This is a genomic window from Nocardioides sp. cx-173 (assembly GCF_021117365.1).
Lineage (GTDB): Bacteria > Actinomycetota > Actinomycetes > Propionibacteriales > Nocardioidaceae > Nocardioides.
The window spans coordinates 4,345,072-4,370,571 of the sequence record NZ_CP088262.1 but is presented as its reverse complement, the minus strand read 5'-3'; the positions used below and the strand labels follow the sequence as shown (position 1 = coordinate 4,370,571).

Below are 25,500 nucleotides of genomic sequence, written 5' to 3'. Positions count from 1 at the left end.
GGACCGCGGCGCCGCGACCGGCTCACGGCGCCGCGGCGCGCAGCTTCTCGAGCAGGGGGCCGGCGACGTCGGAGAGGAAGGCGCGCTGGTGCCGGTCGCCGACCTGGACGAGGGCGATGTCGGTGAAGCCGGCCTCCCAGTAGGCCGAGACCGCCTCGACGATGGCGTCCAGGTCGGGGCCGCACGGGATGGACCCGGCCACGTCGTCGGGGGTCACGAACTGGGTGGCGCCGGCGAAGCCCATCGGCGTGGGCAGGTCGGCGTTGACCTTCCACCCGCCCCCGAACCAGCGGAACTGCTCGTGCGCGAGCGCCTTCGCCTCCTCGGCGTCCGGCGCCCAGCAGATCGGGATCTGGCCGATCGCCCGCGCGCCGCCGTCCCCGCCGATCCGCGGCGCCCCCTCCACGTCGTTCCACGTCGACACCAGCGAGGAGTCGGGCTCCACGGCGATCAGGTGGTCCGACAGCGGCGCGAAGGTCGAGATCGCGCGCTCGCCCGCGACCGCGAGCGCCAGCTCCACCGGCGTGTCCGGCAGGTCCCAGATGCGGGCGGAGTCGACGTCGAAGTGGTTGCCGCGGTAGTCGACCAGCTCGCCGGTGAACAGCTCGCGGATGATCTCGACGGCCTCCACGAGCCGCTCCTGCCGGGTCGCGATCCCCGGCCAGCCGCCGCCGACCACGTGCTCGTTGAGGCTCTCGCCGGAGCCCAGGCCGAGCGTGAACCGCCCCTCCGACAGCAGCCCGAGCGTCGCGGCCTTCTGCGCGACGACCGCCGGGTGGTAGCGCTGGATCGGCGAGGTCACGTAGGTCATCAGCCCGACCCGCGACGTCGCGTGGGCGACGGCGCCCAGCACCGACCAGGCGTACGGCGCATGCCCCTGCTCGGTCAGCCACGGCGAGAAGTGGTCGCTGGAGACCTCGAAGTCGAAGCCGACCTCCTCGGCGCCCACGGCGTACGAGACCAGGTCGCGCGGCCCGCTCTGCTCGGTCATCAGGGTGTAGCCGAAGTTCGTCATGACGAGCCGATACCCACTTCGGGGCCGGGTTACCGTCGGAGCCATGACTCCCGCACAGCTGCTGACCGAGCTCTTGGGGCGCGTCGTCGAGAGCGCCGAGGCCGCCGTCGACGGCCTCACCGAGGACCAGCTCGCCACCCGCCTCGCCGAGGGGGCCAACACCATCGCCTGGCTCGTCTGGCACCTCGCCCGGGTCCAGGACGATCACGTCGCCGACGTCGCCGGGATCGAGCAGGTCTACACCGCCCAGGGCTACGCCGAGCGGTTCGGCCTGCCCTTCGACCCGGCCGAGATCGGCTACGGTCACACCACCGAGCAGGTCGGTGCGGTGCGCGCGGACGCGGCCCTCCTCACCAGCTACCTGCGCGCCGTCCACGAGCAGAGCACCGCCTACGTCGCCGGCCTGGAGCCCGACGACCTGGAGCGCGTCGTCGACGAGGGCTGGGACCCGCCGGTCACGCTCGGGGTGCGCCTCGCCAGCGTGGTCACCGACGACCTGCAGCACGTCGGCCAGGCGGCGTACGTCAGAGGGCTGCTGGGCGAGTGACCCGGTAGCGCACGAACGACGGGACGGCGATCGCCGCGACGACGGTGAGCACGACGACGAGCACGCCGCCGCCCGCGGCCGCGGTGGCCGTGCCGACCATCGCGGCGCTGGCGCCGTGGGCGACGTCGGCGATGCGGGGCCCGCCCGCCACGACGACGGTGAAGATCCCCTGCAGCCGCCCGCGCACGGCGTCGGAGGCGGAGGCCTGGAGCATGCTGACCCGGAACGCCGCGGAGGCCATGTCGGCCGCGCCGCCGACGACCAGCATCGCGACGGCGGCGGCCAGCATCGGCGTACGCCACTGGTCCGCGAGCGCGACCGCGAGGCCGAAGCCGGCCATCGCCACGCCCCAGACGACGATGCACACGAGGACCGCGACGCCCTGCCGGCTGACCCGCGAGACCCAGCCGGAGAAGACTCCGCCGATGACGGCGCCGGCCGGGATGGCGGCGAACAGCGCGGCGAACGCCAGGCCGCCCTCCTCGGGGCCGAGGAAGCTCTCGTGCGCGATCTGGGGAAACAGCGCCCGGGGCATCCCGAAGACCATCGCGATGATGTCGACGACGAACGACATCATCAGCACCGGGTGGCCGCGCAGGTAGGCCAGCCCGTCGAAGATCGAGCGCAGCCCCGGCGTGCCGGTCCCGGCCCCCTCCACCGGCAGCGGGGGCAGCCGCACGACGGCCGAGAGCGTGGCGAGCAGCGTGAACGTGTCGAGCAGGTAGAGCCACTCGAAGCCCAGCACCGGGATCAGGGCGCCGGCGACCAGCGGGCCGGCGATGGCACCGGCCTGGGTGACGGTCATGTTGAGCGAGTTGGCCGCCGGGAGCAGGTCGGGGCCCAGCAGCCGTGGCAGCACCGCGTTGCGGGTCGGCTGGTTCATGGCGAAGAACGCCTGCTGCACCGAGAACAGGCACAGCAGCAGCCATACGTTGGTGCTCCCCGCCGCCGCCTGCAGGTAGAAGAGCCCGCTCGTGACGATCAGCCCGACCGTGGTGATGATCAGCAGCACCCGGCGGTCGAACACGTCGGCGAGCGCGCCGCCCCACAGCCCGAAGACCACCAGCGGCACCAGGCCGAACAGCCCCGTCAGCCCGACGTACGCCGACGAGCCGGTGTCGGCGTAGATCTGGGCCGGCACCGCCACGACGGTCAACTGTGCGCCGATGACCGTGACGATGTTGGCCCGCCACAGCCGCCGGAAGTGCGGGTTGCGCAACGGCCGGGTGTCGGCCACCAAGGCGCGGATCTGCACGGGCAGAACCTACGTCGTCCGTCGGCGGCGCCGCGATCGAGGTCAGGACCGCGAGATGGCACCGCGCAGCACCGCCCCGAGCCACACCCCGCCGCACCGACCGGGACGTCGCCGATGAGTTCCGACGCGTCCGGCGGTCGGAATGGCATGAGCACACCCCGGGGCGCGGCCGCGTGAAGGTCCGCGGCACCGTCGATGGGGCGCCGTTCGAGAGCTCCTTCATGGCGCTGGGCGACGGCAACCACAAGCTCCCGGTGCGTTTCGCGCTTCGGGTCGACTGCGGCAAGTCTGAAGGCGACACCGTGACCGTCCACCTCGAGGAGAGGCTGTCGTGAACAACCAGGTGAAGGGCCCCGCCTCGTACTTCCCCGCCATCGAGAAGAAGTACGGCCAGCCCGTCGCCCACTGGAAGCAGGTGCTCCGATCCTCGCCCGGCTACGGCGCCGAGGCGACGCACATGCAGTTGGTGGCGGCGCTGAAGGAGCAGCACGGCCTCGGCCACGGGCACGCCAACGCGATCGTTGCGCACACGCTCGCAGAGGACCGCGGCTGACCACCCGTGCGCCACACTGGGACCGATGAGACGCCCCACCCCCGACCCCGCGGGCCCCGACCAGGAGTCCGTCTGGGACTACCCGCGCCCGCCTCGCGTGGAGCCGAGCCACGAGCACGTCGAGATCCTCCTCGGCGGGCAGGTGGTCGCCCGCAGCGACACGTCGTGGCGGGTCCTCGAGACCAGCCACCCGCCGACGTACTACCTGCCGCGTACGGCGTTCGCGCCCGGCGTGCTGCGCGAGGCCGAGGGGGCGACCTGGTGTGAGTGGAAGGGCCAGGCGTCCTACTTCGACCTGGCCGCGGGCTCGGCCGTCGCGCGCTCGGCCGCGTGGACCTACCTCGAGCCGCGCGAGGGCTTCGAGGCGATCGCCGGCGCCGTCGCCGTCAATCCCCTGCTCGTCGAGCAGTGCACCGTCGACGGCGAGGTCGTCGACCCCCAGCCGGGCGGCTTCTACGGCGGCTGGATCACCCGCCGCGTCGTCGGGCCGTTCAAGGGCGGGCCCGGCACCGACGGCTGGTGAGGAGGTCCTGGCAGAAATCCTCGGCCCGTGTTGTCGTAGCCGTCTGCACCGGTTCGTAGTCAGGGTGAGAGGCGACCAGGAGGCCGCCGCCGACACAGGAGGATTCCGATGACGCAGTACCTGCTCGCAGTCCACGGCAACGTCGACGAGGACGCCGCCGACACCCGCACCATGGCCGACTACCAGCCCGTCTTCGACGCCGTCGAGCGATTCAACGAGAAGCTGCGCGCCGAGGGCGCGTGGGTCTTCGCCGGCGGCCTGCAGCCGATCGACCAGGCCACCACCGTCGACAACACCGGCGACGCGCCGATCGTCACCGACGGCCCCTTCGTCGAGAGCAAGGAGTACCTCGGCGGCTTCTGGGTCATCGAGGCGCCCGACCTCGACGCCGCTCTTGCCTGGGCCAAGGAGGGCTCCCAGGCGTGCGAGGGCAAGGTCGAGGTCCGCCCGTTCCAGGACGAGCCGGAGGCGTGAGCGAGGCGCCCGACGGCACCGCGCACGCCGCGACCGAACGGATCTTCCGCGAGGAGTACGGCCGCGTGGTGGCCTCGCTCGTACGCCGCCTCGGCGACATCGACGCCGCCGAGGAGGCCGCCGGCGAGGCCCTCGTGGTCGCGCTCGAGCGGTGGCCGGTGGACGGCACCCCGCCCAACCCGGGCGCCTGGCTGACCACCACCGCGGCCCGCAAGGGCATCGACCGGATCCGCCGGGAGCAGCGACGCGACGCCAAGCACCAGGCGGCCCTGATGATCATGGACGACACACCCCACGAGCCCACGGGCGTCGTGGAGGACGACCGGCTGCGGCTGCTCTTCACCTGCTGCCACCCCGCGCTGGCCCCGGAGGCCCGCGTGGCGCTCACGCTGCGGCTGCTCGGCGGGCTCACCGTCGCGGAGATCGCCCAGGCGTTCCTGGTGCCCGAGACGACGATGGCGCAGCGGATCACCCGCGCCAAGGCCAAGATCAAGGGCGCTCGGATCCCCTACCGCGTCCCCGCGGAGGCGGACCTGCAGGAGCGCGTGGCCGGGGTGATGGCCGTGGTCTACCTGATCTTCAACGAGGGCTACCTGTCCGGCTCCGGCCCGGAGCCGATCCGCGACGAGCTCACCGGGGAGGCGATCCGGCTGGGCCGGCTGCTGCGGCGGCTGCTGCCCACGGTGCCCGAGGTGGCCGGCCTGCTCGCGCTGATGCTGCTCATCGAGGCCCGGCGGCCGGTGCGGCTGGCCGGCGGGGAGCTGGTGCCGCTGCCCGAGCAGGACCGCGGCGGCTGGGACCGGACGCTGATCGCCGAGGGGCACGCCCTGGTCCGCGAGTGCCTCGCCGGCGGGCGCCCGGGTCAGTACCAGCTGCTCGCCGCCATCAACGCCGTCCACACCGACGCCCCCACCGCGGCCGCCACCGACTGGGCCCAGGTGGCGGCGCTCTACGACCAGCTGTACGCCGTCGCGCCCAGCCCGCTGGTCGCCCTCAACCGCGCGGTGGCGCTCGCCGAGCTCGACGGCCCCGAGGTCGCCCTCGCCGTGGTCGACCGGCTGCCGGAGCAGCAGCCGGCGCTGGGGAGGTACCACGCCTTCCACGCCACCCGCGCCGACCTGCTGCGCCGCCTCGGCCACTCCGCCGACGCGCGTGCGGCGTACGACCAGGCCATCGCGGCCACCGCCAACCCCGCCGAGCGCGCCTACCTCACCCGCCGCCGCGACCAGCTGGCTGGCTGACCTGAGGCGGCTGCGTCGGCCGGGCACATGGCAGGCTGGCCCGGTGAGCCTGAGCCCCCTGGACCTGCCCGACGCCGACTCCGCCCTCGCCTGGGTCCAGACCCGCGCCGAGGCGGGATTGAGCACGGCGCGCGAGCTCGCGCAGCGCCTGCGCGACGCCCCGCCCACCGACACCCTCGACGCGCTGCGGCAGTGGGACGAGGTGAGCCTGCAGCTGAGCAACGTGGCGGCCATGGGCTCGCTGCTGTCCAACGTGCACCCGCTCGAGGAGGTGCGCGACGAGTCGGAGACCGCGGAGCAGGACGTGCAGAGGCTGGCCACCGAGCTGAGCCTGGACCGCGGGCTCTACGACGTGTTCGCCGCGCTCGACCCTGCCGGGCTCGACCCCCAGGCGGCCCGGCTGCTGGACAAGGTGCTCGAGGACTTCCGCCGCTCCGGCGTCGACCGGGATGAGGAGACCCGGGCGCGGATCACCGCGATCAACGAGCGGATCACCGAGCTGGACCAGGAGTTCGGCAAGGTCGTGCGCGACGACGTCCGCACCATCCAGGTCGCCCCCGAGCGGCTCGACGGCCTGCCCGCCGACTGGCGCGAGGCGCACCCGGCCGGGGACGACGGGCTGGTGACGGTCACGACCGACTACCCCGACGTGGTGCCGGTGCGGATGTTCGCGCACGACGCCGACGTACGCCGCGACCTGACGATGGCCTTCCTCAACCGCGGGTGGCCGGCGAGTGACGCGCTGCTCCAGGAGATGTTCGCGCTGCGCCACGAGCTGGCCACCCTGGTCGGCTACGACGACTGGGCGTCGTACGACGCGGACGTGAAGATGATCGGGACCGGGCCGGCGATCCCGGCGTTCATCGACAAGATCACCGCCGCCGCCGAGGAGCCCATGCAGCGCGACCTGGCCGTCCTGCTGGAGCGCTTCCGCCAGGACCACCCCGACGCCGACGCCATCACGGGCGCCGACGCCAGCTACTACGAGGAGCTCGTCCGCAAGGAGCAGCTCCAGGTCGACGCCCAGCAGGTGCGGACCTACTTCGCGTTTCCCAAGGTGCGCCAAGGCCTGCTCGACGTCACCGGGCGGCTCTTCGGGCTTCGCTACGAGGAGGCCACGGACGCGACGCTGTGGGCCGACGACGTGACGGCCTACGACGTCTACGACGCCGACGGGTCGGAGTCCTTCGGCCGGATCTACCTCGACCTGCACCCGCGCGAGGGCAAGTACAAGCACGCCGCGCAGTTCACCCTCACCGAGGGCATCGCCGGACGCCAGCTGTCCGAGGGCGTGCTGGTCTGCAACTTCTCGCGGGGGCTCATGGAGCACGACCACGTGGTCACGCTCTTCCACGAGTTCGGCCACCTCGTGCACCACGTGCTCGCCGGCCGCGGGCAGTGGACGCGCTTCGCCGGCGTCAGCACCGAGTGGGACTTCGTGGAGGCGCCCAGCCAGATGCTCGAGGAGTGGGCCTGGGACGCCGACGTGCTGCGAACCTTTGCGACCGACGAGGCCGGCGAGCCGATCCCCGCCGACCTGGTGGAGCGGATGCGCAGGGGAGACGACTTCGGCAAGGCCTACCTGGCTCGTCAGCAGATGTTCTACGCGGCCATGTCCTACTGGTTCCACCAGGAGCGGCCCGACGACCTCACCGCCAAGACCCGTGAGCTGCAGGCGAGGTACTCGCCGTTCCCCTACATCGAGGACACCCACATGTTCGCCAGCTTCGGCCACCTCGGCGGCTACAGCTCGGCGTACTACACGTACATGTGGTCGCTGGTCATCGCCAAGGACATGTTCAGCGCCTTCGACTCCGGTGACCTCTTCGCCCCCGAGACCGCCGCCCGCTACCGCGACCGAGTGCTCGCCCCCGGCGGCAGCAAGGACGCCGCCGACCTCGTCGCCGACTTCCTCGGCCGCCCCTACACCTTCGACGCGTACGCCGCCTGGTTGGCGCACTGAGCTGTCGCCTCCGGGGTAGTCCCGGACGTTTGTGTTGTCGAAACGGCGTTTGCACCGACACGTTCGTCAGGGACTACCCCACCGGTTCTTGTGCCGGCATGCTCCCGCGCGTACGCTTGCGATATATCGCGAACAGTCGTCGATAGTCAGTCGGACTCTCCGGCGTACCGCGATTCCCCTCACGGAAGGACGCGACTCATGGGACACCCACGACGCAATCGACAAGAACGACGCAGCAACGACCGCTTCAGCGAGTGGGCCGAGGGGCCGCAGGGCCCCTGGGAGCAGCACCGCGGCCGTGGCCACGGCGGGCCGGAGGGACACCGGGGCGGCTGGGCCGGCGGCGGCTGGGGCGGACGCTCCGGGCTCCAGGGGCCGCCCTGGCTGGCGGGGCTGTTCGGCCTCGGTGAGCCCGACGACCGGCGCCGCGGCCCCCGCGTACGCCGGGGCGACGTGCGCTCGGCCATCCTCGACGTGCTCCGCGAGGCCGGCGAGGCCGAGCAGCCGGTCAACGGCTACCAGGTCATCCAGGCCATCGCCGAGAAGAGCGACGACGCCTGGCGCCCGAGCCCGGGGTCGGTCTACCCGACCATCCAGCAGCTCGAGGACGAGGGCCTCGTCGAGACCGACGACGAGCGCGGCCGCCGCAGCCTGAGGCTCACCGCCGAGGGCGCGAGGTACGTCGCCGAGCACGCGGCCGAGCTGACGGCGGTCTGGGCGCCGTTCCGGCGCGACGAGCCCACCGACGGTGCCGTCGAGGGCTCGGCGGACATCAAGTCCGAGATCGGCCAGGTCATGGGCGCGGTCTGGCAGATCGTCAGCGCCGGCTCCGAGGGCCAGCGCCGCGCCGCGGTCGGGGTCCTCGTCGAGACCCGCCGTAAGCTCTACGGGATCCTCGCCGACGGCACCGAGCCCGACGACGGGCCCGAGGACGAGGACGACGCCGTCACCTGAGCCGCCAGGCGCACCCCACACCGCTGACCCGTCAGAAAGTTTCTGACGGGTCAGCGGCGGGTCTGGCTACTCTCGGGCGGTGACCACGCCCTCCTTCGAGCTCGGCCCCGACCACGTCGAGCTGCGTGACTGGCTGCACACCTTCGCCGCCGACGTCATCCGCCCCGCCGCCCACGAGTGGGACGAGCGCGAGGAGTTCCCGTGGCCGGTGGTCGAGGAGGCCGCCAAGGCCGGGATCTACTCGCTGGACTTCTTCGCGACCCAGTCCTTCGACGAGACCGGCCTGGGCATCCCGGTGGTGATGGAGGAGCTGTTCTGGGGAGACGCCGGGATCGGCCTGGCCATCTGCGGTACGGCGCTCGCCGCGGCCGGCGTGCGCGCCAACGGCACCGACGAGCAGGTCGGCGAGTGGGTGCCGCAGATGTTCGGCGAGCCGGGCGACCTCAAGCTCGGCGCCTTCTGCTCCTCCGAGCCGGACGCCGGCAGCGACGTCGGGGCAATGCGCACCCGTGCCCGCTACGACGAGGCCACCGACGAGTGGGTCATCACCGGCACCAAGACCTGGGCGACCAACGGCGGCCTGGCCGACGTCCACGTCGTCACCGCGGTGGTCGACCCCGAGCTGCGCACCCGCGGGCAGGCGAGCTTCGTCGTACCTCCTGGCACGAAGGGCCTCAGCCAGGGCCAGAAGTTCGCCAAGCACGGCATCCGCGCCTCCCACACCGCCGAGGTCGTCCTCGACGACGTGCGCGTGCCCGGGCGCTGCCTGCTCGGCGGTAAGGAGAAGCTGGACGCCCGCCTCGCCAAGGCACGCCAGGGGGTCGGCTCCTCGGGCAACGCGTCCATGGCGACCTTCGAGCGCACCCGCCCCGCGGTCGGCGCGCAGGCGATCGGCATCGCGCGGGCGGCGTACGAGGTGGCGCTGGACTACGCGCGGACCCGCGAGCAGTTCGGCAAGCCGATCATCGAGAACCAGGCGATCGCGTTCATGCTCGCCGACATGGCCACCTCGATCGAGGCCTCGCGGCTGCTCGTGTGGCGCGCGGCGTGGATGGCGCGGCAGGGCAGGCGCTTCGAGAAGGCGGAGGGCTCGATGTCCAAGCTGTTCGCCGGCGAGACCGCGGTCCGCGTCACCGAGCGGGCGATGCAGATCCTCGGCGGCAACGGCTTCACCCGGGAGTACCCCGTCGAGCGCATGGCCCGCGACGCCAAGATCTACACCGTCTTCGAGGGCACCTCGGAGATCCAGCGGCTGGTCATCGCGCGCACCGTCTCCGGGGCGCCGATCCGGTGACCCGCGCCCGGTTCCGCGGGCAGATCACCGGCCTCGGCAGCACCAGCGGGGTCCGCGTCGTGGTCGGCCGCTGGCGGAGCTCGCCGTACGGCGCGTTCGCGGACGCGATGCTCGAGCGTCCCGACGGGCACCGGGTGCTCGTCGCTCCGCGAGAGGACGTGGCCCGGCTGATCGCGGCGACCTACGTGTTCGACGAGGTCCGGGTCGAGCCGGTGGAGGTCGGCGTCCGCGGCGATCACTGGCGGCTGCGCTCCCCCTCGCTGTCGCTCGAGTGGGCCGTTGGCCGCCGCACCTGGCTGGGCCGGGTCCTGCGCTGCGTGCCCCGCGTCGTCGCGGAGGCGACCTGGTTCACGGTGCTCACCGACCCGGTGGCGCGCCTGGTCCTGCCCGGCGTACGCACGCGCGGACGGGCCCGCGACGGCCGCGAGTGGTACGGCGCCACCGACCACCACGCCGTCGTCTCGCTCACCGGCTCGTACGGCGGTCGCGACCTCGGTGGGCTGGCGCCGATCGACCCGTCCCCGCGCTTCGGCTTCTCCTCGACGCCGCGTCGCCCCTCGCTGACCTCGGTGGTGTCCACGGTCGAGGTCGGCTCGGGGCGGTAGGCCTCAGATCCAGCCCAGCCGGCGCGCCTTGGCGCAGGCCTCGTGTCGGTGGGCGGCGCCGAGCTTGGCGACGGCGTTGGAGAGGTAGTTGCGCACCGTGCCGGGGGAGAGCGAGGCACGCTGGGCGATCTCCTCGATGCTCGCGCCGTCGGCGGCCAGCTCGAGTACGTCGGCCTCCCGCGGCGTCAGCGGGCTGTCGCCGGCGGTGATCGCCTCGGCCGCCAGCTCGGGGTCCACGTACCGGCCACCGGCGTGCACCTGGCGCACGACGTCGGCGAGCGTCGCCGCCGAGGTCGTCTTGGGCAGGAAGCCGCGCACCCCCGCCGTGAGCGCCCGCTTCAGGTGGCCGGGGCGGCCGTGGCTGGTCACGATCACCACACGACAGCCGGGCAGCTCGGCGCCGAGCCGCTCGGCGACCGCGATGCCGTCGGGCTCGGGCATCTGCAGGTCGAGGACCGCCACGTCCACCGCGGCCCGTACCGCCGCCGCGAGGGCCTCGGCTCCGGTGGCGGCCTGCGCGACCACCTGCAGGTCCTCCTCGAGGTCGAGGAGCTGGGCGAGGGCGGCGCGGATCAGGTGCTCGTCGTCGGCGACGAGGAGCCGGATCACGCGGGTGCTCCGGCGAGCTCGTGGTCCGGCATCCGCAGTCGTACGGCGAACGCCGGCGCGTCGCGCACGACCTCGAGCGAGGCGCCGAGCGGCGCGAGCCGCGCCCGCAGGCCGGCCAGGCCGCTGCCGTCGCCGGAGTCGGTGGTCCTCGCCCCGTCGTTGCGCACCTCGAGCACGCGATCGGCGTAGGTGATCGACACGGCCGTGGCCGCGGAGTGGCGCAGCACGTTGGTGACCGCCTCGCGCACCACCCAGCCGGCGGGCTCGTGCCAGGCCCGGTCCAGGCCCTGGACGTCGACCTCGGTGCGGATGCCGGCCGACTGCAGCAGCGCCCGCGCCCCCTCGAGCTCCTGGGCGAGGTCGGTCGCGCGGTAGCCGCGGGCGAGCTCCCGGGCCTCCCGCAGCGCCTCGTGGGCGATGCCGCGCACCTCGAGCATCCGCTCGGCCGCGCCCTCGTCGCCGCGTCCGGCGAGCGTCGCGGCGAGCTCGGCCTGCACCGCGATCGTGGAGAGCCGGCGCCCCAGCACGTCGTGCACGTCGCGCGAGAACCGCAGCCGCTCCTCGGCCACCGCGAGCGCGCTCTGGGCGGTGCGCGCCGCGTCGAGCTCGGTCACGACTCCCAGCAGCCACAGGGAGACCCGGCAGGTGAAGACGAAGAACGAGCCGGTGATGAGCCCGTAGGCGGCCGCCCACCACTCGCCGGTCAGCGCCAGGGGCAGCAGGGTCAGGACCACCAGCAGCGACGCGATCGCGACGCGGTCGCGCAGTCCTCCGAGCGACCAGGCCAGCACGACCCAGATGCCGGCCCCGGCGGCCAGCCGCAGGTCCTGCGGCAGTGCCAGCAGACCGGCGACGGCGAGGACGCAGGCGGCGAGCAGCGATCCGAGCTGACGCCAGGGGAGCGGTCCGGTGGCGGGGTAGAGGTCGGCGACCGCGGTGAGCGCCCGGGTGCCGAGTACGCCGAGCACGGCGGCGCCGGCCAGCACCAGCGAGAGCCGGGCGGGCGCGGCGTCCGCCTCGTTGGCGCCCCCGAGCAGCACGAACCCGAGGGAGCACCACAGCAGCAGGTACAGCGACTGGCGGGTGTAGACGTCGACCCGTTCGACCTCGTCGAGGGCCGACCAGCTGCGCCAGGGCCAACCCCGACCGCGGTCGTGCCGCGCGCCCGTCATCTCGCTCCCCTCGTCACCGTGGTGGGTCAGCCTACGGATCAGGTCCGGGGCTCCCACCGCAGGGAACGGCCGGCCAGCCAGACCGCCCCGGCGGTCCACGCCAGCAGGACGAGGACCGGCTCCCCGGCGGCGACCCAGGTGTCGAGGGAGCCGACCGTCCGAGCGTCGTCCTCACCGAACCAGGACAGCCGCACCAGCTGCTCGAGCGCACCGGCGGGGGTGCGCTCCACGATCTCGGCGTAGCGCTGCGGCAGCGCCGGGGTGATGGTGCCGAGCAGGGCCAGCGTGATCACCGGCAGGCTGGTCATCTGGGCCGCCTCGGCCGTGCGGGTCCAGGCCGCCGTCCAGAACGCGAACGCCACGAACAGCACGGCGCAGACCAGGACGGCGACCAGGTAGAGCGGCAGGTTGGTCGGCCACGGCAGCCCGGCGGCGAGCCCGGCGACGACCGTGAGTAGCGAGACGACCAGGCAGATCACCACACCGGGCAGGGACAGGGCGGTGACGAGCTCGCCGTCGCGCGTCTCGCCCGTGCGCAGCCGCTTCAGGACGAGCTCGTCGCGTCGCGACACGACCAGCGACAGGACGTTGTAGTAGACCGGGAAGAGCAGGGCCATCAGCAGCGTGGTGGTCACCGCGTTTCCGCCGACGGCGGTGTCGCCGCGCTCGCCCGCGAGGAGCAGCAGCAGGGGCAGCAGCGGCAGCACGACCCCGTAGAACAGCGTGAGCCGGTTGCGCGTCATCAGCAGCGCGTTGGCGCGCGCCAGCCCGACCACGCGGCGGCGCGATCCGGCGTACCTCGTCGGGGTGGTGGTGCTCATCGGGGTGCTCCTTCGTGGTCGGCGACGTCGAGGAAGACCGACTCCAGGGTGGCGGTGCGAGCCGACAGGTCGGCGAGTCGTACGCCGTCCCGCTCGGCCCAGGCGAGGAGCGCGGCCAGCGTCGACTGGAGGTCGTCGGTCTCGAGGACCGTGGCGCCGCGCTCGGCGCTGCGGTGGCGGACCCGGGGCAGGTCGGGCAGCGAGGCCTGGGGGGTCCGGAACCGGACCACGGAGGGGTGTCCCTCGACGATCTGCGCGACGGTGCCGCGACGCACGATGCGCCCCTCGTGCATGATCGCGAGCTCGTCGGCCAGCGCCTCGGCCTCCTCCAGGTAGTGCGTCGTGAGCAGCACCGTCACCCCCTCGTCGCGCAGCCCGCCGATCAGGGACCACACGTCGCGGCGGCTCTCGGGGTCCAGGCCGGTGGTCGGCTCGTCGAGGAGGACGACCTCGGGCCGGCCCATGAGCGTGCACGCCAGGTCGAGCCGACGCTGCTCACCGCCGGAGAGGCCGACGACCCGGGTGTCGGCCTTCGCCTCCAGCCGCAGCGCGCCGAGCATGTCGGCGACGGGGCGCGGGCGGCTCAGCGTGCTGTGCCACATGCGCAGCGTCTCGGCGACCGTCAGGTCCCCGGAGAACCCGCTGCGCTGCAAGAGGATCCCGAGCCGGGGCCGCAGGGCGGCGCGGTCGGCGAGCGGGTCGAGCCCGAGGACCCGGATCTCTCCGGTGCTGGGGCGGCCGAGCCCCTCGATCAGCTCCATGGTGGAGGTCTTGCCGGCGCCGTTGGTCCCGAGCAGGGCGTGCACCGAGCCGGCCTCGATGTCCAGGTCGAGGCCGCGGACCGCCTCGAAGGTCTGCTTGCCCGACCCGTAGCTGCGCCGGAGGTCGCGCACGCGGATCGCGGGCTCGCGGTGCCGAACGCCGGCCGGCCGGTCGGCTCGCGAGGAGGTTGTCGTGTCCATGGCTCCACGATGTCGCGCCGGGCGCTGCGCCGGCAGTGCGCGCTGTCATCGGTCCCCGGAGTCCTGTCATGGCCCGGCCATGACATCCGTCATGCTCACCCGGCCAGCGCCGGGCGCACCACCTCGCTGATCAGCCGCACGCTCTCCCAGGACGGCTCGGCGGGCAGGCCGCCGCAGGCCGGGTGGCTGGTGACCAGCCGGATCTCCTTGCTGCGGCACTGCTCGACGAGCTGGTCGGCGGTCAGGACGACGTACCCGCCGGCGGCGCGCATCTCCTCGACGGTGCGCGAGTCGTCCTGCACGTAGGAGCGCTGGCCGTGGCCGCGCCACGCGGCGTACCCGGTCGCGTCGGCCAGCAGGTGGTGGCCGTAGCGGCCCCAGAACGCGTCCGGGTCGTCGGCACAGAAGACGTGCGCCGGCCCCCTCGGGGAGCGCAGGCTGATCCCCGGCTCGCGGCCCTGGGCGCGGCACTCCTCCTCGTACGCCGCGTGCAGCGCCGGGTCGCCGTGCTGCGGCGCGAAGTGCAGGCCCAGCCGCCCCGCGCGGCGGGCCGCCGCCAGCGAGCCGCCGCCGTAGAAGAGCATCGGGTGCGGCTGCGAGTACGGCGTGGGGGTCACCCGCACCGTGCGGCCCTCGTGCTCGAACGGCTCCCCGGTCCAGGCCCGCTGCAGCACCAGGATCGCGGCCTCCAGGTCGGCGCCCCGGGTCGCCCAGGGGCGGCCGAGGTGCTCGTACTCCTCGGGCCGGTAGCCCAGGCCGATCGTGAAGCTCACCCGGCCGGCGGCGAGGTGGTCGAGCACCGCGATGTCCTCGGCCAGGCGGACCGGGTCGTAGAGGTTGGCCAGCAGCGCCGACACCGTGATCGGCACCCTCTGGGTCACCGCCGCGATCGCCGCGGCCACCGGGATCGGGCTGGGCAGGTAGCCGTCGTCGGAGGCGTGGTGCTCCGACAGCATGATCGCGTCCTCGCCGTGGGCGTCCAGGTACGCCGCCTGCTCGACCGCGCGGGCGAAGATCTCCTGCCGCCTGGCCGGGTCGGCGCCGGGCGCGCGGAAGTCGTAGCGGGTGACGAAGTGGGCCATGGGGCCACCCTGGCAGAGGGGGTGGAACCTGTTCTAGTGACTCAGAGTGCGATGGCTCGGTTGACCCAGGTCGACGACACCACCATGCCCACCTTCTCGTAGAGGCCGAGCGCCCCCGTGCGGGTGTCGGTCGACAGCGTCGAGCGCACCGCCCCGTGGGCTCGGGCGGCGGCGAAGGAGTCGGCGAGCAGGGCCTGGGCCAGCCCCTTGCCGCGCTGGTCGCGCCGGGTGGCCAGGCGGTCGACGTACCCCTCGGGCGCCGGGCCCTCGGTGGCGAGGTGGACCAGCGCCAGGGCGGCGACGCCGCCGGCGGGGTCGATGGCCAGGCGCAGGTTCCACGGCTCGAAGCCCGGGCGCTGCGGCACGCCGGCCTGCCAGTCCGCGAACGTCTGCCGCTCGCGGTCGGACCACTCCAGGAACGCGTCCTCGTTGAGGCCCCACACGGCCTCGTGGTCGCTCGGCGTCGCCTCGCGCAGCGTGTAGCCCGGCGGCAGCTCACGCCGTGGCACCTCGGCGCCCTCGGGCAGCTCGAGCACCCAGCTGGTCCAGCGGACGTGGTAGCCGAGGGCCTCGAGCAGCCGGTCGCCGGCCGACCCCTGCGGCACCGGCATGCCCACGACCGGGGTGCCCTGCGCCCTCGCCAGCTCCTGCATCCACTGCGCCAGCGCCGTGCCCAGCCCCCGGCCGCGGTGCTCGGGGTGCACGGCCGCGTCGCCGCGGTCACCGCCGGTGATCTCGGCGTAGCCGACCAGCTCCTCGCCGGCGAAGACCCCCACCGACGTCGCGGTCACGTCGTACGACGGTCGCTGCCAGTCCGCGACGATGTCGGCCTCCTCGATGACGACCTCGCCCACGTCGTGGAGCTCCTGGGCGGCCATCACCGCGGTCACCGCTGCCGCGTCGCCCACCCGCAGCGGGCGCTGGGTGTACCCGTCGGGCAGCTGGTCGTGCGGGATGGGGGCTGCGGACATGTCCCGCAGTCAAGCGCGACCACCCCACCCCGCTCACCTCATTTTGCGGCTCCGCCCCCCGCTGACCCGTCACCAACTTCGCCAAATGAGCGGAGGGGGAAGGGTCAGGCGGCGTTCTGGATGGCGGAGACGTCGAACTCCAGCTTGATCTTCTCGGAGACGAGGACGCCGCCGGTCTCGAGCGCGGCGTTCCAGGTGAGGCCCCAGTCCTTGCGGTTGACCGTGACGCCGCCCTCGAAGCCGACGCGCACGTTGCCGAAGGGGTCGCGGGCCGAGCCGGTCTCCTCGAAGAGGATCGTGACGGGCTTGGTCGTGCCCTTGATCGTGAGGTCGCCGGTGATCGACCAGTCGGAGCCATCGCGCGCCACGTCGGTGGAGGTGAAGGTGATCTCGGGGAACTGCTCGGCGTCGAAGAAGTCGGCGGAGGCCAGGTGGCCGTCGCGGTCGGCGCTGCCGGTGCTGAGGCTGGCGGTCTTGATGGTGAGCGACACCGAGGAGCCCGCCGGGTTGGCGGTGTCGACGTGCGCGGTGCCGGAGAGGTCGTGGAACTGGCCACGGACCTTGGTCACCATCGCGTGGCGAGCGACGAAGCCGACGCGGGAGTGGTGCGGGTCGATCGTGTAGTCACCGGCGATGTCCTCGATGACGTTGGTGGTGGGGTCGAAGTCGGTGCTCATGTGGGGCTCCTCGGCTAGGTGGTTGAACTCTCAACAACTGTGAGAACGGACGCCGGTCCGGTTTCATTCCCGCCGGAGCGTAAAGCCCTGGACTCGGCCGCTCCGCCCGGTCGTGGCTTTGGCGACCGAAGTCGGCAGTCCTGCCCGAAGTCGGGCAGAAACTTGCAGATGCTCACCTCGGGGGGCGAGAGTGCTGCACGTGACTCCGGATCGCGCGCTCGTCGAGCATGTCGTGGCCAGCACCGGACTCGCGCCAGCGGAGGCGGTCCGGGTCATCGAGGACGTGCTGGCCTTCCAGGCCGAGCCGGTCGAGGACTTCGTCCGTCGACGCCACCGCGAGCTGAAGACCTACGGCGCCAAGAACCCCGAGATCTTCGCCCGCATCGCCGCGGAGCTGCGCGACCACGTCGTCGCCGCTCCGCACCTGACCGAGCGGCAGCTGCGCCGCCTCATCTACACGTAAGGACCCACGACATGTGCGGCATCGTCGGCTACATCGGCACCCAGCAGGCGGCCCCGCTGCTGCTCGAGGGCCTGGCTCGCCTGGAGCACCGCGGCTACGACTCGGCCGGTGTCGCCGTGCTCGGCTCCGGGCTCCGGGTGGCGAAGAAGGCCGGGCGGGTGCGCGACCTGAGCGAGGACCTGCCGAAGCGCTTCACGGGCAAGGTGGGCATCGGCCACACCCGCTGGGCCACCCACGGCCCGGCCAACGACGTCAACGCCCACCCGCACGTGGACGCCAAGGGCGACGTCGCCGTCGTCCACAACGGGATCATCGACAACGCCGCGGCCCTGCGCCAGCGGCTCACCGACGAGGGCGTCGACCTCGCGAGCGACACCGACACCGAGGTCCTGGCCCACCTCATCGCCCGGTCCTCGGCCGAGACGCTCGAGGAGCGCGTCGCCGAGGCACTGGCCGCGATCGAGGGCACGTACGGCGTGGCGGTGCTGCACGCCGAGTTCCCCGACCGGATCGTCGTGGCCCGCAACGGCAGCCCGCTGATCATCGGCGTGGGGGAGAAGGAGATGCACATCGCCTCCGACCTGGGCGCCCTGGTCCGCTACACCACCACGGTGGCGCACCTCGACGACGGCGAGATGGCGACGGTGACCGCCACGGGCTTCACGACGTACCGCCAGGACCTGACGCGCGTCCAGCGCGCCGCCACCCAGGTCGACGTCGACCCGGCGTCCTACGACGCCGGCGAGCACGACTCGTTCATGCGCAAGGAGATGCTCGAGCAGCCCGCCGCCGCCGAGCGGGTGCTGCGCGGGCGGCTCGACGAGCGCTTCGGCACCGCCCACCTCGGCGGGCTCAACATGGACGCGCGCGAGACCCGGGAGATCCGGCGCGTGAAGATCCTCGGCTGTGGGTCGGCCTACTACGTCGGTCAGATGGGCGCCTCGCTGGTCGAGGAGCTGGCCCGGATCCCCGCCGACGCCGAGGCCGCGAGCGAGTTCCGCTACCGCAACCCGATCATCGAGCACGACACCCTCTACGTCGCGGTCAGCCAGTCCGGGGAGACCATCGACACCCTGCTGGCGGTCCAGGAGATCCGCCGCAAGGGCGGGCGGGTGATCGGTCTGGTCAACGTCGTGGGCTCGGCGATCGCGCGCGAGTGCGACGGCGGCATCTACCTGCACGCCGGGCCCGAGGTGGCCGTCGCCAGCACCAAGGCGCTGACCAACATGTTCCTCGGCTTCGCCCTGCTCGCCCTCCAGCTCGGGCGGGTGCGCGACCTGTCCATCGCGGACGGCAAGCGGCTCATCGCGGCGCTCACGGCGATGCCCGGTCAGCTGCAGGAGATCCTCGACGGGGAGGACCGGCTGGCCGAGATCGCCCAGGGCCTGGCCGAGGCGGAGTCGCTGTTCTTCGTCGGTCGTGTGCGCGGCTTCCCGGTCGCTCGCGAGGGCGCCCAGAAGTTCAAGGAGATCAGCTACCGGCACGCCGAGGCCTACCAGACCTCCGAGCTCAAGCACGGCCCGCTGGCGCTGATCTCGACGGCGGTCCCGACGGTCGCGATCGTCCCCGACGACGAGCTCACCGACCGCAACGTCGGCGCGCTGCACGAGATCGCGGCCCGAGGCGGCCCGCTGGTCGTGGTCACCCACGCGGGCGTGGACCTCGGCGGCCTCGACGTCCAGCGCATCGACGTACCGCGCAGCGAGCGGGAGCTCGACCCGATCCTGCTGACGATCCCCCTGCAGCTGCTGGCCTTCCACGCCGCGCAGGCCCTTGGCCACGACATCGACAAGCCGCGCAACCTGGCCAAGAGCGTCACCGTGGAGTGAGACGCGTCTGGAGGGGGTAGGACCTTGGGATGAGACGTCCCCTCGCGCACGCCACTGCCACCGCCGTCCTGTCGGTGCTCGTGGCGGGGTGCGGGGGTGGCGACGGCGACGATCCCGCGACGTCGCAGACCAGCGACGAGCCCAGCGAGGGGCCGTCCGAGCCGGACGATGAGGCGGAGCAGGCCGGCGCGCCGTGCACCGTCATCAGCGACGAGCAGCTGACGCAGATCACGGGCTCCGAGCAGCGGGTCAGCGGCCCGCGCCAGGAGGGGACCAGCCAGCGATGCGAGACGCTGCCGGAGTCCGAGCTGACGCACGTGGCGATCGAGATCGCTACGGCGTACGCCGGCTGAGCGCCGCGCGGAGGAGCTGCCGAGCCATCCCGTCAGGTCGGCGCGGTGTGGCGGCAGGCGCGTGATAGAAGCCACCGCGCTGGCGAATCGGAAGCAGGGCCGGGGAGCCACTAACGTTGAGGTGTGACCAACCCATCAGAGACCGACACGATCGAGGGAGCGACTCCCACCTTCGCGGACCTCGGACTCGGTGACGCCGTCCTCAAGGCCCTGAAGGACGTCGGCTACGAGAGCCCGTCCGCCATCCAGGCCGCTACCATCCCGCCGCTCCTCGCCGGCAATGACATGGTCGGCCTGGCCCAGACCGGCACCGGCAAGACCGCGGCGTTCGCGCTGCCGATCCTCGACCAGCTCGACGTGAAGCAGAAGAACCCGCAGGCGCTCGTCCTGGCGCCGACCCGCGAGCTCGCGCTCCAGGTGTGCGAGGCGTTCGAGAAGTACGCCGCGCACACCAAGGGCGTCCGCGTCCTGCCCGTCTACGGCGGTCAGGCCTACGGCGTCCAGCTCAGCGCACTGCGCCGCGGCGTGCACATCGTCGTCGGCACCCCGGGCCGGATCATGGACCACCTCGAGAAGGGCACGCTCGACCTGAGCGAGCTGCGCTTCCTGGTGCTCGACGAGGCCGACGAGATGCTCAACATGGGCTTCGCCGACGACGTCGAGACGATCCTGGCCGACACCCCGGACACCAAGCAGGTCGCGCTGTTCTCGGCGACGATGCCCGCGCAGATCCGTCGCTTGTCGAAGAAGTACCTCAACGACCCGGTCGAGATCACGGTCAAGAACAAGACCACCACGTCGGCCAACACCACCCAGCGCTATCTCATCTGCAGCTACCCGCAGAAGGTCGACGCCCTCACGCGCATCCTCGAGGTCGAGAACTTCGAGGGGATGATCGTCTTCGTCCGCACCAAGAACGAGACCGAGACGCTGGCCGAGAAGCTGCGTGCTCGCGGCTTCTCCGCCGCGGCGATCAACGGCGACGTCGCACAGGTGCAGCGCGAGCGCACCGTCAACCAGCTCAAGTCCGGCAAGCTCGACATCCTGGTCGCGACCGACGTCGCGGCCCGCGGCCTCGACGTCGACCGGATCAGCCACGTCATCAACTACGACATCCCCACCGACACCGAGTCCTACGTGCACCGCATCGGCCGCACCGGCCGGGCCGGGCGCAAGGGTGACGCCATCTCGTTCGTGACCCCGCGCGAGCAGTACCTGCTCAAGCACATCGAGAAGGCCACCCGCCAGCCGCTGACGAAGATGGCGCTGCCCACCGCCGAGGACGTCAACGTCACCCGGCTCGCGCGCTTCGACGACCAGATCACCCAGGCGCTCAGCTCGGAGTCGATCGGCTTCTTCCGCGACGTGGTCAGCCACTACATCCGCGAGCACGACGTACCCGAGGTGGACGTCGCCGCCGCGCTCGCGATCGCGATGCAGGGCGAGACGCCGCTGCTGCTCGACCCCGAGGTCGAGCGCCGGGCCGCGGCGAAGGAGCGGGCCGACCGCGCCGAGCGCTCGCCGCGCAAGGACCGCCCGGAGCGTGGCGGGGACCGCCCCGAGCGGCGACCGCGCGGTGGCTCGGACCAGCCGATGGCGCAGTACCGCATCAACGTCGGCAGGCGTCACAAGATCGAGCCGCGGCAGATCGTCGGCGCGATCGCCAACGAGGGCGGGCTGAGCCGCGGCGACTTCGGGCACATCCAGATCCGCCCCGACTTCTCGCTCGTCGAGCTGCCGGCCGACTTGCCCGCCGAGGTGTGGAAGAAGCTCGAGAGCACCCGCATCAGCGGCAAGCTGATCGAGCTCACCGAGGACAAGGGCCCGAAGATGAACCGGACCCGCCCCTCCGAGGACGACGGCGACCGCCCCTTCAAGAAGCCGCGCCACAAGAAGCACTGACCCGGCGTACTCCGCGGGCGTTTCGGTCGCTTGTCAGGGGTTGCAACCCCTGACAAGCGACGGGATACCCGGCTGACCGGGTATTCATCCCGCGGCCGGGACCGCCCCCAGCAGCGCCAGGACCCGGTCGGCGTCGACGGCGGTGGCGGCGACGAGGCCGGCGGCGGCGGCGCTGAGGACCGACGCGAGCGGCATCGGTACGGCGCTGGTGTGCGCGAGGTCCCCGGCGGCGTACACGCCGGGCAGCGAGGTGCGGCCGAACGCGTCCACCTCGACGCAGCCCGAGGGCAGCAGGTCCAGGCCGAGCTGCTCGGCGAACGGCGCGGACTGGCTGAGGGCCGTCGTGACGAAGATCCCGCCGACCTCCTCGTCGGGACCGCTGGCGAACGACACCCGCGCCCCGGCGGCGCTGCGGCACACGCCGAGCACCGGGTCGGGGCGGAGCGTGACCCCCTCGCGCCCGAGCAGGGCCGCGGACTCCTCGTCGAGGGCCCCGCCGTCGGTGAGGACGGTGATCCGCGCGGCGATCCGCTGCACCAGCATCGCCACCCGCGCCACGTGGGGACCGGAGCCGAGGATCGCGACGTGGGTCCCGGCGAACTCGTGTCCGTGGCAGTAGGGGCAGTGCGCGACGACCGAGCCGAACAGCCCCGCCAGCCCGGGCACGTCGGGAAGCGCGTCGCGCAGCCCGGTCGCCAGCAGCACCCGGCTCGCGGCGACGTGCGACCCGTCGGCAAGGTCCACGACGAAGCCGCCGGCCTGGGGGGTGATCGACACCGCCTCGACCGGGCGCACCGTGACCGTCTCGTACGTCGCCAGGTCGGCGCGCGCGAGCGCCCGGAGCTCCGCCGGCGGCCTGCCGTCGTGGGTGAGGAAGTTGTGCAGGTGTCCGGTCGGGTCGTTGCGGTATCGGCCCGAGTCGAGCACCAGCGCCCGGTGGTGCATGCGGCCGAGCGTGAGGGCGGCCTGGAGGCCGGCGGGCCCGCCGCCGACCACGACCACGTCGTAGGTGTCGATCTCCATCGTGTGTCTCCTGACCTAGGAACTTGTCTCAGACACGACGATGTGACTTCATGTTGACATGAAGTCAAGCCCCGAGGTGGACCTGTCCGTCGGCGAGCTCGCCACCCGGTTCGGGCTGGCCACGCACGTGCTGCGGCACTGGGAGGACGTCGGTCTGCTGGCCCCGGCCCGTGACGGCGGCGGCCGGCGCCGCTACGGCCGCGACGACGTCTACCGGGTCGCGGTGATCCTGCGCAGCAAGGCGGCCGGGATGAGCCTCGAGCAGATCCTGGTCCTGCTGGACGCGGAGGCGCAGGATCGGCACCGGGTGCTGGAGGAGCACGTCGCCGACCTCGACCGGCGGATGCAGGAGATGCAGCGCTCGCGGGAGATGACCGAGCACGCCCTGCGCTGCCGGGCGCACGACATCGCCAGCTGCCCGCGCTTCCGGGACCACGTGGAGGACCTGGTGGGCGGACCGACCGACGGCTCCTCCCTCTGGGTGACCCCTTCCTGGTAGGGCCCGCACCTGGCAGGGTGTGTGGCCCGCACTCAACTTCCGCGCTTGCGCCGGCGCCAAGATCGCCGACGTCACCAGCGCTCAGCTCTCGGCGCTGTCGGGGACGACCCGCTATGTCACGATCTCGGTCGGTGGCAACGACGCCGGCTTCACCGGCGTCCTGACCGAGTGCGCCACCCCCTGGTGGGCCGGCGACTGCAACGGCGCGATCGACGGTGTGCAGGCGTTCATCAAGAACACCCTGCCCGGGCGCCTGAGCACCCTGTACTCCGCCATCCGCTCCCGCGCCGCCGGCGCCAAGGTGGTGGTCGTCGGCTACCCGCGGATCTTCATGGGCGAGGACTGCAACGCCGCGACCTGGTTCTCGCCGGCCGAGGAGTCTCGCCTCAACCAGACCGCCGAGAGCTACCACCCCAACCGCCTCGGGCACTCCTCCGGCTACGCGCCGCTGATCGGCCCGCTGCTCGCCGGCGCGCCCGCCCGCACGGCCACGACGTACGGCGCCCGGGTGCCGGCCGCGAAGATCGCGGCGTCCCAGCGGCGCCACCGCGCGGTGGACGCCCGGATCGAGCCCGAGGTGTTCCGACGTCTGGACCTGACGACACCGGCGGCACGGGCGGCCGCGCGACGCGCCGGGATCGACCTCGAGCGGTGGCTCGCGCGCCACTGACGGAGGCGGATGCTAGAAGGGACGCATGCGCTTCCGACTCGCCGGCCCGACCGCGCTCCTGCTGCTGCTGACCGCCTGTGACTCCTCGACCGGCTCCGGCGACGGAGCGGGACCGGACGCGGACGAGGCCGTCGCGGCCCTGGCGGGCGCGCTGGGCAGCGGCGAGTTCAGCGACGTGGCCTTCACCCAGGTGACACCGCAGGCGGCGAGCGCCGAGTACGCCGAGGTCGTCGAGGGGATGGGCGAGGTGGAGCCGTCGGTGGAGGTCGGTGACGTCTCCGCGCAGAGCGACACGGCCACCGCGACGCTGACCTGGTCGTGGCCGGTCACGGCGGAGGAGTCGTGGACCTATGACAGCGAGGCGACGCTGAACCTCGTGGACGACGCGTGGCAGGTGGTCTGGTCTCGTGAGCTGGTGGAGCCCTCGCTGGGGGCGGCGACCACGCTGGACCTGACGCCGGTCCGCGCCGCCCGTGGCGACATCGTGGGCGCGCGCGGCCTCAAGATCGTCACGCCGCGGCCCGTCGTGCGACTGGGCATCGACCGCGGTCAGGTCCCCCAGGCCCGGGCGGCGGCCTCCGCGCGGCGCCTCGCCGCGCTGGTCGGCGTCGACGTCGCGCCGTACGTCAAGGCAGTCACCGGCGCCGGGGAGCTCGCCTTCGTCGAGGCGATCGTCTACCGCGCCGGCGAGGTTCCGCCGGCGGTCGGGCAGGGCTACGAGCGGATCCCGGGAGCCCGGGCGCTGGGCGACGACCTGCCGCTCGCGCCGTCGCGCGAGTTCGCCGCACCGATCCTCGGCACCGTCGGCGAGGTCACCGCCGAGATGGTCGCCGAGGAGCCCGGCCGCTACGAGCCCGGCGACCAGGCCGGCCTGTCCGGGCTGCAGGCCCGCTACGACGAGCAGCTGCAGGGCAGGCCCGGGGCCGTGGTCAACGCCGTCGGCTCCGACGACAAGGAGCGCGAGCTGTTCCGCATCGACGGCGCGGCCGGCGACCCGCTGGAGCTCACGATGGACGTCGACCTGCAGAGCGAGGCCGAGGCGCTGCTGCGCGACGTCGCGCCGTCCAGCGCCATCGTGGCGCTCCGGCCGAGCACCGGCGACATCGTGGCGGCCGCCAACGGCTCCGGCACCGAGGGGCAGAACATCGCGACCTTCGGCCAGTTCGCTCCGGGGTCGACGTTCAAGACCGTCACCAGCCTGGCGCTCCTGCGGGCGGGGGTCACGCCCGACACCCCGCTGCCGTGCACCTCGACGGTCACCGTCGACGGCAAGCGGTTCAAGAACTACTCCGACTACCCCGCGTCCGCGATCGGGCGGATCCCGCTGCGCACGGCGGTGGCCCACTCCTGCAACACCGCCTTCATCTCCCAGGCCTCCCGGCTCGAGGAGCTCGACCTCTTCGACGCTGCTGCCGCGCTGGGCCTGGGCATCGACCACGACCTCGGCTTCCCGGCCTACTTCGGCCAGGTGGAGCCGGCGGCCTCGCGCACGGAGAAGGCGGCCAACCTGATCGGGCAGGGCCGGATCCTCGCCTCCCCCATGGTGATGGCGACGGTGGTCGCGTCGGTGCAGAAGGGCGCCCTCGTCGTGCCGCGGCTGCTCCGCTCGGTCGAGGTGACCGAGCCGGACGTCGACCCGCTCGCTCCCGGTGAGGCCGCCGCGCTGAAGTCGATGCTGCGCGGTGTCGTCACCGAGGGCAGCGGCCGGGCGCTCCTCGACGTACCCGGCCCCGAGGTGATCGCCAAGACCGGCACCGCGGAGTTCGAGCGGGACGGCCGGGTGGAGACCCACGCCTGGATGATCGCGGCCCAGGGCGATCTCGCGGTCGCCGTGTTCGTCGAGCAGGGCGTCTCCGGGTCCCGTACGGCGGGCCCGATCCTGGAGGCCTTCCTGCGCGCCGCCCGCTGACCGCTGGCCGGAAACAGGCGAACCCCTTGCCGCATGGGGTCGGCAAGGGGTTCTGTGTCCACTTCTCGGTGCTCCCTCCGAAGTCGACATGACAATGCTACGCCCCCGGTCCAGGCCCGTCACCCGTTTCCTGC

At 72.9% G+C, this 25,500-nt stretch carries 27 protein-coding genes; 17 read left to right on the top strand and 10 right to left on the bottom strand.

Annotated features, from left to right (window positions below; translation table 11 throughout):
• Window positions 1–22: 22 nt before the first annotated feature.
• A complete protein-coding gene (locus LQ940_RS21320) occupies window positions 23–1,015 on the bottom strand; it encodes a TIGR03557 family F420-dependent LLM class oxidoreductase (RefSeq protein ID WP_231241314.1) in 993 nt (330 codons plus the stop codon).
• 43 nt (window positions 1,016–1,058) lie between these two features.
• Between LQ940_RS21320 and LQ940_RS21315 the strand changes: the two genes are divergently transcribed.
• The gene (locus LQ940_RS21315) at window positions 1,059–1,562 is read left to right on the top strand and encodes a mycothiol transferase (RefSeq protein WP_231241315.1); all 504 of its coding nucleotides are present in this window, start codon (window positions 1,059–1,061) and stop codon (window positions 1,560–1,562) included.
• On the opposite strand, the gene LQ940_RS21310 is transcribed toward LQ940_RS21315, so the two are convergent.
• The gene (locus LQ940_RS21310) at window positions 1,540–2,817 is read right to left on the bottom strand and encodes an MFS transporter (protein WP_231241316.1); all 1,278 of its coding nucleotides are present in this window, start codon (window positions 2,815–2,817) and stop codon (window positions 1,540–1,542) included. The genes LQ940_RS21315 and LQ940_RS21310 overlap by 23 nt on opposite strands.
• A 35-nt stretch (window positions 2,818–2,852) precedes the next feature.
• Between LQ940_RS21310 and LQ940_RS21305 the strand changes: the two genes are divergently transcribed.
• The 9 genes from LQ940_RS21305 to LQ940_RS21265 all read left to right on the top strand — a co-directional run bounded on the left by LQ940_RS21305 (window position 2,853) and on the right by LQ940_RS21265 (window position 10,424).
• Complete coding sequence (locus LQ940_RS21305; protein ID WP_231241471.1) at window positions 2,853–3,152, top strand: DUF1905 domain-containing protein; 300 nt, start codon at window positions 2,853–2,855, stop codon at window positions 3,150–3,152.
• Window positions 3,149–3,370 (top strand): DUF4287 domain-containing protein, encoded by a 222-nt coding sequence (locus tag LQ940_RS21300; protein WP_231241317.1) that lies wholly within the window; start codon window positions 3,149–3,151, stop codon window positions 3,368–3,370. The genes LQ940_RS21305 and LQ940_RS21300 overlap by 4 nt, the downstream gene beginning before the upstream one ends.
• A 25-nt stretch (window positions 3,371–3,395) precedes the next feature.
• Entirely contained in the window at window positions 3,396–3,893 is a 498-nt protein-coding gene (locus LQ940_RS21295) for a DUF427 domain-containing protein (RefSeq protein ID WP_231241318.1), read from the top strand.
• A 108-nt stretch (window positions 3,894–4,001) separates the two neighbouring features.
• Window positions 4,002–4,367: a YciI family protein gene (locus LQ940_RS21290; RefSeq protein WP_231241319.1), complete on the top strand. Its 366-nt coding sequence runs from the start codon at window positions 4,002–4,004 to the stop codon at window positions 4,365–4,367.
• The gene (locus LQ940_RS21285; protein ID WP_231241320.1) at window positions 4,364–5,608 is read left to right on the top strand and encodes an RNA polymerase sigma factor; all 1,245 of its coding nucleotides are present in this window, start codon (window positions 4,364–4,366) and stop codon (window positions 5,606–5,608) included. The genes LQ940_RS21290 and LQ940_RS21285 overlap by 4 nt, the downstream gene beginning before the upstream one ends.
• 43 nt (window positions 5,609–5,651) lie before the next feature.
• A complete protein-coding gene (locus tag LQ940_RS21280; RefSeq protein WP_231241321.1) occupies window positions 5,652–7,571 on the top strand; it encodes a M3 family metallopeptidase in 1,920 nt (639 codons plus the stop codon).
• A gap of 198 nt (window positions 7,572–7,769) precedes the next feature.
• Window positions 7,770–8,525 (top strand): PadR family transcriptional regulator, encoded by a 756-nt coding sequence (locus LQ940_RS21275; protein ID WP_231241322.1) that lies wholly within the window; start codon window positions 7,770–7,772, stop codon window positions 8,523–8,525.
• A 79-nt stretch (window positions 8,526–8,604) separates the two neighbouring features.
• Window positions 8,605–9,819: an acyl-CoA dehydrogenase family protein gene (locus LQ940_RS21270; protein WP_231241323.1), complete on the top strand. Its 1,215-nt coding sequence runs from the start codon at window positions 8,605–8,607 to the stop codon at window positions 9,817–9,819.
• On the top strand, window positions 9,816–10,424 hold the full coding sequence (locus LQ940_RS21265; RefSeq protein WP_231241324.1) for a hypothetical protein: 609 nt from the start codon (window positions 9,816–9,818) through the stop codon (window positions 10,422–10,424). Before LQ940_RS21270 ends, LQ940_RS21265 begins: the two co-directional genes overlap by 4 nt.
• Before the next feature lie 3 nt (window positions 10,425–10,427).
• Here the strand turns inward: LQ940_RS21265 and LQ940_RS21260 are convergent, their stop codons facing one another.
• From LQ940_RS21260 to LQ940_RS21230, 7 genes are all read right to left on the bottom strand, one after another.
• Window positions 10,428–11,033, bottom strand: coding sequence for a response regulator transcription factor (locus LQ940_RS21260; RefSeq protein WP_231241325.1), 606 nt, complete (start codon window positions 11,031–11,033; stop codon window positions 10,428–10,430).
• Window positions 11,030–12,205 carry a sensor histidine kinase gene (locus LQ940_RS21255; protein ID WP_231241326.1) on the bottom strand — a complete coding sequence of 392 codons (1,176 nt, stop codon included), beginning with the start codon at window positions 12,203–12,205 and terminating at the stop codon, window positions 11,030–11,032. The genes LQ940_RS21260 and LQ940_RS21255 overlap by 4 nt, the downstream gene beginning before the upstream one ends.
• Before the next feature lie 38 nt (window positions 12,206–12,243).
• Window positions 12,244–13,026 (bottom strand): ABC transporter permease, encoded by a 783-nt coding sequence (locus tag LQ940_RS21250; protein ID WP_231241327.1) that lies wholly within the window; start codon window positions 13,024–13,026, stop codon window positions 12,244–12,246.
• Entirely contained in the window at window positions 13,023–13,988 is a 966-nt protein-coding gene (locus LQ940_RS21245) for an ABC transporter ATP-binding protein (RefSeq protein WP_231241328.1), read from the bottom strand. The genes LQ940_RS21250 and LQ940_RS21245 overlap by 4 nt, the downstream gene beginning before the upstream one ends.
• 95 nt (window positions 13,989–14,083) lie before the next feature.
• On the bottom strand, window positions 14,084–15,070 hold the full coding sequence (locus tag LQ940_RS21240) for an LLM class flavin-dependent oxidoreductase (RefSeq protein ID WP_231241329.1): 987 nt from the start codon (window positions 15,068–15,070) through the stop codon (window positions 14,084–14,086).
• Window positions 15,071–15,111: 41 nt separating this feature from the next.
• Window positions 15,112–16,041: a GNAT family N-acetyltransferase gene (locus LQ940_RS21235; RefSeq protein WP_231241330.1), complete on the bottom strand. Its 930-nt coding sequence runs from the start codon at window positions 16,039–16,041 to the stop codon at window positions 15,112–15,114.
• 104 nt (window positions 16,042–16,145) lie between these two features.
• Window positions 16,146–16,718, bottom strand: coding sequence for a YceI family protein (locus tag LQ940_RS21230; RefSeq protein ID WP_231241331.1), 573 nt, complete (start codon window positions 16,716–16,718; stop codon window positions 16,146–16,148).
• 199 nt (window positions 16,719–16,917) lie between these two features.
• Here LQ940_RS21230 and LQ940_RS21225 point away from each other — a divergent pair, with 199 nt between their 5' ends.
• From LQ940_RS21225 to LQ940_RS21210, 4 genes are all read left to right on the top strand, one after another.
• The gene (locus LQ940_RS21225; protein WP_231241332.1) at window positions 16,918–17,181 is read left to right on the top strand and encodes a hypothetical protein; all 264 of its coding nucleotides are present in this window, start codon (window positions 16,918–16,920) and stop codon (window positions 17,179–17,181) included.
• 11 nt (window positions 17,182–17,192) lie between these two features.
• Entirely contained in the window at window positions 17,193–19,010 is a 1,818-nt protein-coding gene (gene glmS / locus LQ940_RS21220) for a glutamine--fructose-6-phosphate transaminase (isomerizing) (protein ID WP_231241333.1), read from the top strand.
• A gap of 29 nt (window positions 19,011–19,039) precedes the next feature.
• Entirely contained in the window at window positions 19,040–19,363 is a 324-nt protein-coding gene (locus tag LQ940_RS21215; RefSeq protein WP_231241334.1) for a hypothetical protein, read from the top strand.
• 123 nt (window positions 19,364–19,486) lie between these two features.
• The gene (locus tag LQ940_RS21210) at window positions 19,487–21,265 is read left to right on the top strand and encodes a DEAD/DEAH box helicase (RefSeq protein WP_231241335.1); all 1,779 of its coding nucleotides are present in this window, start codon (window positions 19,487–19,489) and stop codon (window positions 21,263–21,265) included.
• 84 nt (window positions 21,266–21,349) lie between these two features.
• Here the strand turns inward: LQ940_RS21210 and LQ940_RS21205 are convergent, their stop codons facing one another.
• The gene (locus LQ940_RS21205) at window positions 21,350–22,288 is read right to left on the bottom strand and encodes an NAD(P)/FAD-dependent oxidoreductase (RefSeq protein ID WP_231241336.1); all 939 of its coding nucleotides are present in this window, start codon (window positions 22,286–22,288) and stop codon (window positions 21,350–21,352) included.
• 58 nt (window positions 22,289–22,346) lie between these two features.
• On the opposite strand from LQ940_RS21205, the gene LQ940_RS21200 reads away from it, so the two are divergent.
• The 3 genes from LQ940_RS21200 to LQ940_RS21190 are packed head-to-tail and all read left to right on the top strand — an operon-like array spanning window position 22,347 to window position 25,366.
• On the top strand, window positions 22,347–22,787 hold the full coding sequence (locus tag LQ940_RS21200; protein WP_231241337.1) for a MerR family transcriptional regulator: 441 nt from the start codon (window positions 22,347–22,349) through the stop codon (window positions 22,785–22,787).
• 19 nt (window positions 22,788–22,806) lie between these two features.
• Complete coding sequence (locus LQ940_RS21195) at window positions 22,807–23,457, top strand: GDSL-type esterase/lipase family protein (protein ID WP_231241338.1); 651 nt, start codon at window positions 22,807–22,809, stop codon at window positions 23,455–23,457.
• 25 nt (window positions 23,458–23,482) lie between these two features.
• Window positions 23,483–25,366 carry a penicillin-binding transpeptidase domain-containing protein gene (locus LQ940_RS21190; protein WP_231241339.1) on the top strand — a complete coding sequence of 628 codons (1,884 nt, stop codon included), beginning with the start codon at window positions 23,483–23,485 and terminating at the stop codon, window positions 25,364–25,366.
• Window positions 25,367–25,500 lie beyond the last annotated feature (134 nt).